Here is a 12,887-nt window from a genome sequence, read left to right as displayed (position 1 = left end):
TGACGTGTCAGGAAGACTTCTGCGTCTGGCTTGTACGGCCGCGATGGCGACGGGGGCGTTGTTCGTGGCCGCGCCCGCGGTGGCCGTACCGGATCCCGGGCCCCAAGGGCGGCCCGTGGCTCAATTGCTGACGGATCTTCAGCGGCTGTACCGGGACGCCGAGCGCGCCAGCGAGACGTACAACGTCACGGCGGAACAGCTGAAGAAGCAGAAGAACGAGGTCACCCGGCTCGACGGGGGCCTCGCCAAGGCCCGCCTCTCGCTGCTCGACAGCCGCGATGCGGCGGGGCGGCTCGCCCGGCAGCAGTACCAGAACAGCAGTGAGATCTCGTCGTACGTACGGCTGCTGCTCGCCCGTGATCCGCAGCACGCGTTGGACGAGGGCCATGTGATCGGGCAGCTGGCGCGGCAGCGGGTCGAGACCGTGGACCGGCTGATGCGCACGGAGAAGAGGGCCGATGGGCTGGCGCGGGAGGCGCGGAAGGCACTCGACGGTCAACTCGGCCTCGCCGAGCGGCAGAAGAGGGAGCGCGACGAGGTACGGGGGCGGCTGAGGGGCGCCGAGGAGCTGCTCGCCTCACTCAGCACCGATCAGCTTGCCGAGATGGCCCGGCTGGAGAAGTCGGGCGTGAGCGCGGCACAGCGGGAGCTCGTGACCTCGGGGGCTCTCAGCAGTGCGCGGCCGCCGTCGCGGGAGGGCGAGGAGGCGGTGCGGTACGCCGTGGAGCAGCTCGGAAAGCCGTACGAGTGGGGGGCCGTGGGGCCGATGTCGTACGACTGCTCGGGGCTCACTTCGCAAGCCTGGGATCACGCCGGACGGCCCATCCCCCGCACCAGCCAGGAGCAGTGGGCCCAGCTGCCCCGCATTCCGCTGAGCAAGCTGCGCCCCGGGGACCTGGTCCTCTACTTCCCCAAGGCCACGCACGTCGCCCTGTACGTGGGGGACGGGCTGGTCGTGCAGGCCCCGAGGCCGGGGACGAAGATCAAGGTCTCCCCCCTCGCCACCAACCCGCTGTTGGGCGCGGTCCGTCCGGACCCGGACGGCAAACCCCTTCGCCGCTACACACCCCCGAGCATTCGGGAGGGGTCCAAGGTGAGCGCCCCGTCAAGGGCGCGGGGAACCGCGCGGCCGGCCGCAGACTCCCCGCACCCGAAGTGACAGGTTCAGTGCCCGGTCACGGAAGCCAGGTACGCCTCCGTCTTCTCCGGCTCATAGAAGAAGTTCTCGAAGTCCGCCGGGTCGTTGAACCCGTTGGCGAAACGATGCGCCACCGCCGGAATCTGCCCCCCGGCCCCGAGCAGGTTGAGGACGTGCTCCGGCGGCACGCCCAGCATGGCGTTCGTCCACTTCGTCACGTGCTGGGCCGTGTCCCAGTACCGGTCGAACGCGGACCGCATCCACGCCTCGTCGAACTCCTTGTCCTCGTGCTCGAGGATCGCGCCGAGGTACGCCGCCGCGCACTTGGAGGCGGAGTTGGAGCCCTGGCCGGTGATCGGGTCGTTGGCGACGACCACGTCGGCGACGCCCAGGACCAGGCCGCCGCCGGGGAGGCGGCCGATCGGGTTGCGGACCGTGGGGGCGTAGCGTCCGGACAGTGTTCCGTTGGCGTCGGTGAGTTCGACCTTGGTGGCCCGGGCGTACTCCCACGGCACGAACTTCTCCATGAGTTCCAGGGTCAGGGAGAGGTGTTCGGCGGGGTCCTTGATGCCGTTGAAGGCGTCGACCGGGCCGCCGGGTATGCCCTCCCAGAAGAGGATGTCCGCACGGCCGGAGGTGGTGAGGGTCGGCATGACGAAGAGCTCGCCGACGCCGGGGACCAGATTGCAGCGCACCGCGTCGTAGTCGGGGTGCTCGGGGCGCGGGCCCAGACCGTGGACGTAGGCGACGGCGAGGGCGCGCTGCGGCTCCGCGTACGGGGAACGGGCGGCGTCCCGGCCGAACATGGAGACCAGCTCGCCCTTGCCGGCCGACACCATGACCAGGTCGTACGTACGGGAGAAGTAGTCCAGGTCGGAGACCGCGGCGCCATGGATGACCAGTTGGCCGCCGCGCTGGGCGAAGGTCTCCATCCAGCCGGCCATCTTCACCCGCTGGTCGACCGACTGCGCGTAGCCGTCGAGCCTGCCCACCCAGTCGATCGCCCGCTGGGTCGGACCGGGGTCGTGCGAGCCGGGGGCGGCGACCGAGACGCCGAGTCCTTCGATCTTCGGGGCCTGGGACTCCCAGAAGTTCAGCTGGAGATCGCGCTCGTGCTGGAGTGCCGTGTGGAACATGCACTGCGTCGACATGACGCGGCCGGTGCGGATCTCGTCCGCCGTCCGGTTCGACATCAGGGTGACCTCGTACCCGTGCGACTGGAGGCCGAGGGCAAGCTGGAGTCCGGACTGACCGGCTCCGACGACGAGTATCTTCCGCATGCGCGTCCTAACTCCGTGTACGTCTTATTCGGGGCTCGCGTCGAGCGCGTGCCCCACCAGCGCGAGCAGGGTCTCGACGACCGAGATCCGGCGCCTGGCATCCATGATCATGACAGGTATGTGTGGGGGCACCGTGAGGGCGTCGCGCACGTCGTCGGCGTCGAACCGCTCGCTGCCGTCGAAGTGGTTGACCGCGACGACATACGGCAGTCCGCAGCTCTCGAAGTAGTCGAGCGCCGGGAAGCAGTCCTTGAGGCGGCGGGTGTCGGCGAGGACCACGGCGCCTATCGCGCCGCGCACCAGGTCGTCCCACATGAACCAGAACCGCTGCTGGCCCGGCGTGCCGAAGAGGTACAGGACCAGGTCGTCGTCGAGTGTGATGCGGCCGAAGTCCATGGCCACGGTCGTGGTCACTTTGTCCGGGGTGCCGGTGAGGTCGTCCGTCTCCTCGCTGGCCTGGGTCATCAGCGCCTCCGTCTGGAGGGGCGTGATCTCGGAGACCGCGGTCACCAGCGTGGTCTTGCCCACGCCGAAGCCGCCCGCCACCACGATCTTCGTCGCGATCGGGGCGCGGGTGCGGTCGGTCTGCCAGGCCTGGAGGTTCTCGTCGGACTCGGACAGCGGCACCGGGGCCAGAGGCATCGGAGCCGAGGCGGGGGAGGCCGTTCTCGGCGCACCCTCAGAGACGACGGAGTCCATTCAGCACCCTTTCCAGCAGAGCGCGGTCCGGCTGTCCCGGGCCGTGACCTGTTCCGTACACACGGATCTTTCCCTGGTCCGCCAGGTCGCTCAGGAGGACGCGGACCACGCCCAGCGGCATCCTGAGCAGGGCGGCGATCTCGGCCACCGTACGCATCCGGCGGCAGAGTTCGACGATGGCCTGCATCTCGGGCATCACCCGGGTCGCGAGGGAGCCGTTGGTCAGCTCCTTGCGCTCCTCGGGGGCCTCGAGCGCCGCCACGAACGTCTCGACCAGCAGCACGTGCCCGAAGCGGGTACGGCCGCCGGTGAGCGAGTACGGGCGCACGCGGGCCGGTTTGCGGTCCCCGCCACGTATGGGGAGCTTGGGCGCGGAGGAAGAACTCACTGGGCACTCCCCGTCGGCTTGGCTTCGAGTGACTGGCGTAGCTCGCTGCGGAGTTCGGGCGTCAGGACGTGTCCGGCACGGCCGACGAAGAGCGCCATGTGGTACGCCACCACGCTCATGTCGCAGTCCGGGGCGCCGTGCACCCCGAGCAGCGAGCCGTCGCTGATCGACATGACGAAGAGGCTGCCCTCGTCCATCGCGACCATCGTCTGCTTCACCCCGCCCGCGTCCATCAGCTTGGCGGCGCCGATGGTGAGGCTGCCGATGCCGGAGACGATGGTGGCGAGGTCGGCGGAGGATCCCTTGGGGCCGGTGGGGCGCGCCTCCGCCCCGGTGCGGACCTCCGCGTTCCTCCCGGGGTCGGAGGACAGCAGCAGCAGACCGTCGGAGGAGACGACCGCGACCGACTGGAGGCCCGGCACCTCCTCGACGAGGTTCGTCAGCAGCCAGTGCAGATTGCGGGCTTCACTGCTCAGGCCGAAGGTACTGGGCGCGGTCAACTGCTTGCCTCCTCGACTGTGCCCCCCGATGCGTCTACTGCGTCCTGCTGTCTCACCGCGTGCTGCGCTTGGTCCGGCGCGGTGTTTTGTGCGGTGTGATGCGGGGTGGGCGTCTGGGCCGTCTGTTCGGCGATCTCGGCCTCCACGTCGCGGCGGCCCTCCGTCGCGCCTCGGTGGAAGCCGCCGAGCCTGCGCCGCAGCGCCTCGGCGTCCACACCGCCGACACGCGGCCGGGGAACCGGTGCGGGCGCCGAGATCTTCGGCGTCCGCTTGGGCAGTCCCTTGTCGGTGACCCGCTCCGGCTCCTCGTCCGACACCCGTTCGTGGGAGTCGGGGCCGATGGCGTAGGGGTCGGGAGTGCCGGCGTAAGGGTCGGTGGTGGCCTGCGCGGGGAGGGCGACGTCCGGGACGGGGGCCGGCCCGGACGCTGCGGGCTCGTCCGCCGGGGCCACCGGCTCGTCCGGCGGGACCAGCGGTGCCAGCAGCTCCATGGTGGTCTCGGAGAGCGTCGGCTCGGGGGCGTATGCCGCCTCCTGCGCGGCGGCGTCCGCCCGTACGGCCTCCTGCGCGGCGGCGATCAGCGGGTCCTCGTCACCGGCGGGAGCGGTGGGAACGGCGGGGCTCGCCTGGTTCCGTGCCGTGAGGGCCGAACGGCCGCGCAACACGTTCGAGTTGGCCTCCGCGTCGGCGCCCGGGAGGACGACCGAGGGGGCGGCACCGGCGACCGGGGAGGCCGAGGGGACCGTGACGGCGGGGGCGGTCGCGAACAGGGTCTTGGGGAGGACGACCACGGCCGCGGTACCGCCCTGCTTCTGCTCCCGCAGCTGTACGCGGACGCCGTGCCGGTGGGCGAGGCGGGCCACCACGTACAGGCCGAGCCCGAGTCCCTCGCCGCTCTCCTGGTCGTAGGCGTCCTCCGGGTCGAACTCGGAGAGGCGGGCGTTGAGCTGGGCCATCCGGTCGGCGGCCATGCCGATGCCCTCGTCCTGCACGGAGAGCATCACCTCGCCGTTCTCCAGCAGCCAGCCGGAGACCTCGACGGGCAGGTCCGGCGGCGAGAACGAGGAGGCGTTCTCCAGGAGTTCGGCCACCAGGTGCGAGAGGTCGTCCGCGGCGAACCCGGCGAGGTGCGCGTGCGGCGGCAACACGGCGATACGGACGCGCTCGTACCGCTCGATCTCGCTGACCGCGGCCCGTACGACGTCGACCAGCGGGACGGGGCCCGCGTGGTGCTGGACGTGCTCGTGGCCGGCGAGGACGAGCAGGTTCTCGCTGTGGCGCCGCATGACGGTCGCGAAGTGGTCCAGCTTGAAGAGCGTGCCGAGGCGGTCCGGGTCCTGCTCGCGCTCCTCCAGGCCCTCGATGACCCCGAGCTGCCGCTCGACCAGGCCGAGGGTGCGCAGCGCGAGGTTGACGAAGGTGCCGTGGATGGTGCCGCGCACCTGCTCCAGGTGGGCCGCCGCGTCGGCGAGTTCCGCGCGCAGCCTGTCGCGCTCGTCGGCCATCAGCTGGCGCTGCCCGATGAGGTGCTTGCGGTCCGCTTCGAGGGTGGTCAGCCGCTCATGGAGCGCGGCGGCGTGCGCGTGCAGCGCGTTGACGGAGCGGACCACCTGGGCGAACTCGTCGTTGCGGCCGGTGAACTTCACCGGCTCCTGTGCTCCCGGGTCCGCGGCGAGGCGGGCCGAGCCCAGGCGCAGCACGGCCAGCGGACGGGTGAGCGTACGGGCCATGGCCATCGAGACGCCGACCGCGACCAGCAGCAGGGTGCCGATGAGGGCGATCCGGACCTCCAGCGCGGTGACGTCGTCGTCCCGCAGCCGCTCCAGGTCCTTGGTGCGGTGGTCGTTGAGCGAGGCCTCGCTGCCGCGCATCAGCTCGACGCGGGCGGAGAGCGCCGCGTCCACCTTGTTCTTGCTGGAGTCGAGCTCGGAGTCGGAGAGCGTCGGCTGGTCGGTGAGGTCGGTGAGGTACTTGTCCGCGGTCGTGACGTCGGGTCCGTTGACCGTGGAGTCGTACGAGGCCTTGGCTTCCTCGGGGGCCGTCTCGCGGAAGTCCGCGAGGGCCGCGTCCGAGCGGAGCCGGGCCTGCTGAGCGGCGGCGCTGAGCGCGTCGCGCTGCTTGGTGTCGGCCGAGGACGAGCTGCTGATGGTGGACGCCAGGCCGGTGACGGGGTTGATGACCGTCTGGGTGGTGCGCGGGATGTTGAGGGCCGCGAGGAGCAGTCCGCGGGCGGCGGCGGACTGCTGGACCGCGGAGTCCAGCTCGGCGAGGGCGTGCGTGCCGGAGCCCGCGCGGGGCGGCAGCTGCTCGGCCAGGTCCTCGGCGAGGGCGTGGAGTTCGGTGATGACGTCGGAGTACGCCTCGTGCGCTTCGAGAGCGGTGCTCTTGCCGGTGAGCGCCGCTCTGCGGGCGGTGCCGATGCCGTCCAGGTCCTTGAGGAGGACGGCGGGCGCGTCCTCGTCCGCCCGCACCTCGTCGACCTGCCGGTCGACCCGGGCGCTGCGCTGCTCGGAGGGCGCCTTGGACTTCGGCCGGCCCGCGGCGATGTACGAGGTGACCTCGTCGCGCTCGTCGGCCAGCGAGTGGGCGAGCGTCAGCGCCTGCTGGGTCCGCCCGGCGAGCGTCACCAGGTTCTGGGAGTCGTTCAGCTGCTCGGAGGCCGCGAGGACCGTGGGGGCTCCGGCGCCGGCGATGGCGGCCGCGACGACCGCCACGGCGACGATCAGCCGATTGCGCACGTGAGCCGAACGGCCTTTGCCCGCGGAGGTGTGCCCCGCGGCACCCGGCGAGCGTTCCGCACCCCCGTCGGAGGTCGGCTGCCCGGCTCCGGAGGTCGGCTGCTTGCCTGTGCGCCGAGACCGCATCTTCTGCACCGGTGCTCGCATTCCTGACTCGTGTACCCAAGGGCTCGGGTGACGTTCCGTCAACTGGGCGTCCGCCCTCCCCAAGCTCTCGACTTCGCTCGAGCAGGGGGTGTCCCATCGGCTCCCGACCCTCCCAGTGCCGGTGGGCAGTGGTCCCGCATCATCCGGCCCGCCACCCGAAGGAGTGAACCCCGGACGGGAGTTGGCGGGCAAGTTCCTCTGGCGCGTGCGACCCCCCTGCGCGGCGGGCCGGTTGGACGTCTGCGGCGCGCTTTGGCAGTATTCGCCGCCACGCCTTGCCGGAGTCGATCATTCCATGCCAAACCCGGCGGCTGAGCTGCTGGTCCGCACCGGTCCCGCGACCGTTGCCAGCCTTTCGTGGACCTTGTGAAGGGCTCGTGCAGACTGGCTGGATGCGCATCGAACTCGTCTCCGAGCCGGGCGATCCGGCCCGCCCCAATGAGGACTTCGCATCGGTCGGCCTTCCGGCGTCAGGACAAGGGGGATCACTCGTCGTCCTCGACGGCGTGACTCCCCCGCCGGGCGACGACGGCTGTCTGCATTCCGTCCACTGGTTCTCCGCACGCCTCGGCGGAGCCCTGACCGAACTGTCCGTTTCCCACCGGGATCTGACCTTGGCGGAGATCCTTTCCCGGTCCATCCGGCGCACTTCCGAGGCCCACTCCGACACCTGTGACCTTTCTCACCCGCGTACGCCCCAGGCAACCGTGGTCCTCGCCCGCTGGTCGGCCGACCTCGTCGAGTACCTGGTCCTCTCCGACTCCGCCCTTTTGCTGGAGTCCCCCTCGGGCGCGGTGACACCGCTCCTGGACGACCGCCTCACCCGTGTCCCCCGCGCCTCCCTCGCCTCGGACGCGATCGCCGACGCGACCGTCCGCAACAAGGAGGGGGGCTTCTTCACGGCCGCCGCCGATCCGTCGGTCGCGGCCCGGGCGGTGACGGGGACCGTGCCCCGGGCCGAGGTCCGTGCCCTGGCCGCCCTGACGGACGGCGCGACCCGCTGGCTGGAGAAGTTCGGGGAGGGCGACTGGGGCGGCCTGTTCACCGTCGTCCGCAAGGAGGGCGCCCAGGCCCTCGTGGACCGCGTACGGACGCTGGAGCGGGCCGACGCCGAGGCGCGGACGCGGCTGGGGCGGAGCAAGACGCACGACGACGCGACGGTGGTGTTCGTGGACTGGTGAGTCGGGCGGATCGGGGTGTTACTTCTCCATGCCCCGGTTCAGCTGGTTGAGCAGCCGGGCCAGTTCGGCTACCTCGCGCGGGTCCCAGCCCGCCAGTTCGCGGACGTACCGTGCCCGGCGTGCCTCCCGCACCGCGCGGAACCGGTGCCGGCCCTCGTCCGTGAGACGGACGAGCCAGGCACGGCCGTCGGCGGGGTCGGGCTCACGGGCGACCAGACCGAGCTCCTCCAGGGCGTGGAGCTGACGGGACATCGTGGCCTTGCCCACGCCGATGTACGCGGCGAGCTCGGTGGCGCGCTGGCGGCCGCACTCGTCGAGGCGGAAGAGAAGCCCGTACGCGGAGGCCTCCAGGTCGGGGTGGACCTCGCGGGCCATCTCGCCGGAACTGGCCCGGGCGCGCCGCAGCAGCACGGTCAGCTCCCGCTCCAGCGCGGGGAATTCCTGGTCCACGCCCGCCTCCATCTACTTCTCCATGCCGAGGTTCAACTGGTGCAACAGCCGCGCCAGCTCCGCCACCTCGCGAGGATCCCAGTGGGCGAGCTCGCTCACGTACCGGGCGCGCCGCGCCTCGCGCACCTGGCCGACCCGGCTGCGGCCCTCCTCGGTGAGGTGGACGAGCCAGGCACGGCCGTCGGCGGGGTCGGGCTCACGGGCGACGAGGCCGAGCTCCTCCAGGGCGCGCAGTTGGCGGGACATCGTGGCCTTGCCCACGCCGATGTAGCCGGCCAGCTTGGTGGCGCGCTGGCGGCCGCACTCGTCGAGGCGTACGAGGAGTCCGTACGCGGCGGACTCCAGGTCCGGATGGACCTCGCGGGCCATCTCGCCCTGGTTGGCGCGGGCACGGCGCAGGAACACGGTCAACTCGCGCTCCAGGGAGAGGAACTCGGGGTCCGCGCCGCCGTGCGCGGCGGGCTGGTCCACACCCCTGCCCGACCCGTCGAGGCCGGCCGGATACCGGCCTCCGTTCCTGTCCTCGCGCACGTCTGCCCCTCACCCGGTTTCCCGACTCTGAAAGTTTCCGCCAAAGGTGGCCATAGCCACAGCTCCGTAAGTATTTCTCAGGCGTAGACCAACGGCAGCCCACGGCCCCTCTTCCCAGCACGTTCTCCCCGTGCGTAGCTTCGTGAACAGGCACCCAATGGCATGCCCACGCCACCAGGTCGACGAGGACCTGCCCCCCGCTCACGGCGCGCATGCCCGCACCACTCACGGCACGCAAGTCCGCACCGTTCCCCCCACCTGGCTCCATCGAGCCCTTCGGAGGCACGTCATGCCCGTGCACAGATCCGGAACGCCCCACCGCCTGCGCCTGCTCGCGCTGGGAACCCTGCTCGCCGCCTTCTCCCTGCTCTGCGCCCCGCCTTCCTCCTCCGCCGCCGACACACCCGCCCGGGGCTCCGCCCGCATGGGCATGGGCGTCCTCGCACACGACGGCCAGGCCGGCACGCCCACCACCGGTGACGCCACCCAGACGGAAGGCGTGGACGTCAGCGGCTACCAGGGCAACGTCGCCTGGTCGACCCTGTGGAGCAGCGGGGTCAAATGGGCCTACACCAAGGCCACCGAGGGGACGTACTACACGAACCCCTACTTCACCCAGCAGTACAACGGCTCGTACAACGTCGGCATGATCCGCGGCGCGTACCACTTCGCGACCCCCGACACGACGAGCGGCGCCACCCAGGCCAACTACTTCGTGGACCACGGCGGCGGCTGGTCCGGCGACGGCAGGACGCTGCCGGGCACGCTCGACATCGAGTGGAACCCGTACGGGGCCGCCTGCTACGGCAAGACGCAGAGCGCGATGGTCAGCTGGATCAGCAGTTTCCTCACCCAGTACAAGGCGCGCACCGGGCGGGACGCCGTGATCTACACGGCGACCAGCTGGTGGAGCGACTGCACCGGCAACTACGGCGGCTTCGCCTCCGCCAACCCCTTGTGGATCGCCCGTTACGCCGCCGACCCCGGCACGCTGCCGGCCGGCTGGGCGTACTACACGCTGTGGCAGTACACCTCGTCCGGACCTACGGTCGGTGACCACGACAAGTTCAACGGCGGCCTGGACCGGGTGCAGGCGCTCGCCAACGGCTGACCGATGGCGGCTGACGACTGACAGCTGACAGCTGACAGATTTCAGCTGACAGATTTCAGATTTCAGATTTCAGACGGCCGATGTCGGCTGACAGCCGACAGAAACGGCTGACGGCACGGCGAAGGCCCGGGCCTCCCTCACGGGACCCGGGCCTTCCCTTCCGGCAGCGTCCGTCACGCCGCTACCGGAACCTCCGGCGTCGCACCGTTCATGGCCGGCGTCAGCGCCAGTTCCAGGACCTGGCGGACGTCCGTGACGGCGCGGACGTCCAGCTTCTCCAGCACCTCGGCCGGGACGTCGTCCAGGTCGGCCTCGTTGCGCTTCGGGATGATGACCGTGGTGACACCCGCCCGGTGCGCGGCGAGCAGCTTCTGCTTCACCCCGCCGATGGGCAGGACACGGCCGGTCAGTGAGACCTCACCCGTCATCGCCACGTCCGTGCGGACCAGTCGGCCGGACAGGAGCGAGGCCAGCGCCGTCGTCATGGTGACGCCCGCGCTCGGACCGTCCTTGGGGACCGCGCCCGCCGGGAAGTGGATGTGCACGCCCCGGTCCTTCAGGTCGCCGACCGGCAGTTCCAGCTCGGCGCCGTGCGAGCGGAGGAAGGAGAGCGCGATCTGCGCCGACTCCTTCATCACGTCACCCAGCTGACCGGTCAGGGTCAGACCGGCCGCGCCCGTCTCCGGGTCGGCCAGCGACGCCTCCACGAAGAGGACGTCACCGCCGGCGCCCGTCACGGCCAGACCGGTGGCGACACCGGGCACCGCGGTACGGCGCTCGGCCGGGTCCTGGGCGGACTCGGGCACGTGGTGCGGCCGTCCGATGAGCCCGCGCAGATCGGCGTCGGTCACCGTGAAGGGCAGCTTCCGCTCTCCGAGTTCGTGCTGCGCCGCGACCTTGCGGAGCAGGCGTGCGACGGCCCGCTCCAGGTTGCGTACGCCCGCTTCCCGGGTGTACTCCCCGGCGAGCTTGCGCAGCGCGCTCTCGTCGAGCGCGACCTCCTCCTTCTCCAGACCGGCCCGCTCCAGCTGACGCGGCAGCAGGTGGTCACGGGCGATGACGACCTTCTCGTCCTCGGTGTACCCGTCGAGCCGGACCAGTTCCATACGGTCGAGCAGCGCCTCCGGGATGGCTTCGAGCACGTTGGCCGTCGCCAGGAACACCACGTCGCTGAGGTCGAGCTCGACCTCCAGGTAGTGGTCCCGGAAGGTGTGGTTCTGGGCGGGGTCGAGGACTTCGAGCAGCGCCGCGGCGGGGTCGCCGCGGAAGTCGGAGCCGACCTTGTCGATCTCGTCCAGCAGGACCACCGGGTTCATGGACCCGGCCTCCTTGATGGCGCGCACGATACGGCCGGGCAGCGCGCCGACGTACGTACGCCGGTGGCCACGGATCTCGGCCTCGTCCCGTACACCGCCGAGCGCGACCCTGACGAACTTGCGGCCCATCGCGTGCGCGACGGACTCGCCGAGCGAGGTCTTGCCGACACCGGGCGGACCGACGAGCGCGAGCACCGCGCCGCCGCGCCGCCCGCCGACGACACCGAGACCGCGCTCGGAACGCCGCTTGCGCACGGCCAGGTACTCGGTGATGCGCTCCTTCACGTCTTCCAGACCGGCGTGCTCGGCGTCCAGGATGCCCTTGGCGCCCTGGATGTCGTACTCGTCCTCGGTGCGCTCGTTCCACGGCAGTTCCAGGACGGTGTCGAGCCAGGTCCGGATCCAGCCGCCCTCGGGTGACTGATCGCTGGACCGCTCCAGCTTGTCGACTTCCTTGAGCGCGGCCTCACGGACGTTCTCGGGGAGGTCGGCGGCCTCGACGCGGGTGCGGTAGTCGTCGGACTCCTCGCCCTCCTTGGCGTCGCCGTTCAGCTCGCGCAGTTCCTTGCGGACGGCTTCGAGCTGGCGCCGCAGCAGGAACTCGCGCTGCTGCTTGTCGACGCCCTCCTGGACGTCCTTCGCGATGGACTCGGCGACATCCTGCTCGGCGAGGTGCTCACGCAGCTGCTCGGTGGCGAGCTTCAGCCGGGCGACCGGGTCGGCGGTCTCCAGCAGCGTGACCTTCTGCTCGGTGCTCAGGAACGGGGAGTAACCGGAATTGTCGGCAAGGGCGGACACGTCGTCGATGGCCTGTACGCGGTCCACGACCTGCCAGGCGCCGCGCTTGCGCAGCCAGCTGGTGGCGAGGGCCTTGTACTCCTTGACCAGTTCGGCGACGTGGCCGGGCAGCGGGTCGGGCACGGTCTCGTCGACCCGGGTGCCCTCGACCCACAGGGCGGCACCAGGGCCGGTCGTCCCGGCGCCGATCTTCACGCGCCCACGGCCGCGGATCAGCGCGCCCGGGTCGCCGTCGGCCAGTCGGCCGACCTGCTCGACGGTGCCGAGCACGCCCGTGCTCGGGTACGCCCCGTCGATGCGTGGCACCAGCAGCACCTTCGGCTTGCCGGGCTCCGACCGCGCGGCGGCCTGGGCGGCCTCCACCGCGGCGCGTACATCGGCGTCGTTAAGGTCCAGCGGAACCACCATCCCGGGCAGCACGACCTCGTCGTCGAGCGGCAACACGGGCAGGGTGAGCGGTGTGGACGTCGAAGCCATTATCTCTCCCTAGGCAGTCAAGTTGAGCTATGCCGACTCAATGCACGTGAGCCCCGGATTGTTCCCCAGGGTCTGTTCGCTGTGAGCGATCGCTCTCCACAGAGAAATCTGTGCAGGTCAGCGGGGTATCCGC

Annotated in this window: 11 protein-coding genes; 3 read left to right on the top strand and 8 right to left on the bottom strand. The window is 71.0% G+C overall.

Annotated elements, in window-relative coordinates; genetic code table 11:
• Window positions 1-4: 4 nt before the first annotated feature.
• Window positions 5-1,159: an NlpC/P60 family protein gene (locus ACFZDJ_RS16515; protein WP_390932161.1), complete on the top strand. Its 1,155-nt coding sequence runs from the start codon at window positions 5-7 to the stop codon at window positions 1,157-1,159.
• A 5-nt stretch (window positions 1,160-1,164) separates the two neighbouring features.
• On the opposite strand, the gene ACFZDJ_RS16510 is transcribed toward ACFZDJ_RS16515, so the two are convergent.
• The 5 genes from ACFZDJ_RS16510 to ACFZDJ_RS16490 are packed head-to-tail and all read right to left on the bottom strand — an operon-like array spanning window position 1,165 to window position 6,890.
• Entirely contained in the window at window positions 1,165-2,418 is a 1,254-nt protein-coding gene (locus ACFZDJ_RS16510) for a styrene monooxygenase/indole monooxygenase family protein (protein ID WP_384911317.1), read from the bottom strand.
• Window positions 2,419-2,442: 24 nt separating this feature from the next.
• Window positions 2,443-3,117: an ATP/GTP-binding protein gene (locus ACFZDJ_RS16505; RefSeq protein WP_168511136.1), complete on the bottom strand. Its 675-nt coding sequence runs from the start codon at window positions 3,115-3,117 to the stop codon at window positions 2,443-2,445.
• A complete protein-coding gene (locus ACFZDJ_RS16500; protein WP_075028888.1) occupies window positions 3,098-3,505 on the bottom strand; it encodes a DUF742 domain-containing protein in 408 nt (135 codons plus the stop codon). The genes ACFZDJ_RS16505 and ACFZDJ_RS16500 overlap by 20 nt, the downstream gene beginning before the upstream one ends.
• Complete coding sequence (locus tag ACFZDJ_RS16495; protein ID WP_099920685.1) at window positions 3,502-4,005, bottom strand: roadblock/LC7 domain-containing protein; 504 nt, start codon at window positions 4,003-4,005, stop codon at window positions 3,502-3,504. Before ACFZDJ_RS16495 ends, ACFZDJ_RS16500 begins: the two co-directional genes overlap by 4 nt.
• Window positions 4,002-6,890 (bottom strand): nitrate- and nitrite sensing domain-containing protein, encoded by a 2,889-nt coding sequence (locus ACFZDJ_RS16490; RefSeq protein ID WP_391059647.1) that lies wholly within the window; start codon window positions 6,888-6,890, stop codon window positions 4,002-4,004. Before ACFZDJ_RS16490 ends, ACFZDJ_RS16495 begins: the two co-directional genes overlap by 4 nt.
• A gap of 392 nt (window positions 6,891-7,282) precedes the next feature.
• Between ACFZDJ_RS16490 and ACFZDJ_RS16485 the strand changes: the two genes are divergently transcribed.
• A complete protein-coding gene (locus ACFZDJ_RS16485) occupies window positions 7,283-8,071 on the top strand; it encodes a protein phosphatase 2C domain-containing protein (RefSeq protein ID WP_391059644.1) in 789 nt (262 codons plus the stop codon).
• Between the two features lie 18 nt (window positions 8,072-8,089).
• Here ACFZDJ_RS16485 and ACFZDJ_RS16480 read toward each other — a convergent pair whose 3' ends face one another.
• Together ACFZDJ_RS16480 and ACFZDJ_RS16475 are read right to left on the bottom strand one after the other, a co-directional pair.
• Window positions 8,090-8,533 (bottom strand): MarR family winged helix-turn-helix transcriptional regulator, encoded by a 444-nt coding sequence (locus tag ACFZDJ_RS16480; RefSeq protein ID WP_168511132.1) that lies wholly within the window; start codon window positions 8,531-8,533, stop codon window positions 8,090-8,092.
• Window positions 8,534-9,052, bottom strand: coding sequence for a MarR family winged helix-turn-helix transcriptional regulator (locus tag ACFZDJ_RS16475; protein WP_384911332.1), 519 nt, complete (start codon window positions 9,050-9,052; stop codon window positions 8,534-8,536).
• A 289-nt stretch (window positions 9,053-9,341) separates the two neighbouring features.
• On the opposite strand from ACFZDJ_RS16475, the gene ACFZDJ_RS16470 reads away from it, so the two are divergent.
• Window positions 9,342-10,163, top strand: a complete 822-nt coding sequence (locus ACFZDJ_RS16470; protein ID WP_390932171.1) for a GH25 family lysozyme — start codon at window positions 9,342-9,344, stop codon at window positions 10,161-10,163.
• A 173-nt stretch (window positions 10,164-10,336) separates the two neighbouring features.
• Here ACFZDJ_RS16470 and lon read toward each other — a convergent pair whose 3' ends face one another.
• Entirely contained in the window at window positions 10,337-12,754 is a 2,418-nt protein-coding gene (gene lon, locus ACFZDJ_RS16465) for an endopeptidase La (RefSeq protein WP_391059640.1), read from the bottom strand.
• Between the last annotated feature and the right edge of the window lie 133 nt (window positions 12,755-12,887).

This window comes from Streptomyces sp. NPDC007896, assembly GCF_042959425.1.
Classification (GTDB): domain Bacteria; phylum Actinomycetota; class Actinomycetes; order Streptomycetales; family Streptomycetaceae; genus Streptomyces.
The sequence above is the reverse complement of the archived record's forward strand: the minus strand, read 5'-3'. Positions and strand labels throughout refer to the sequence as shown.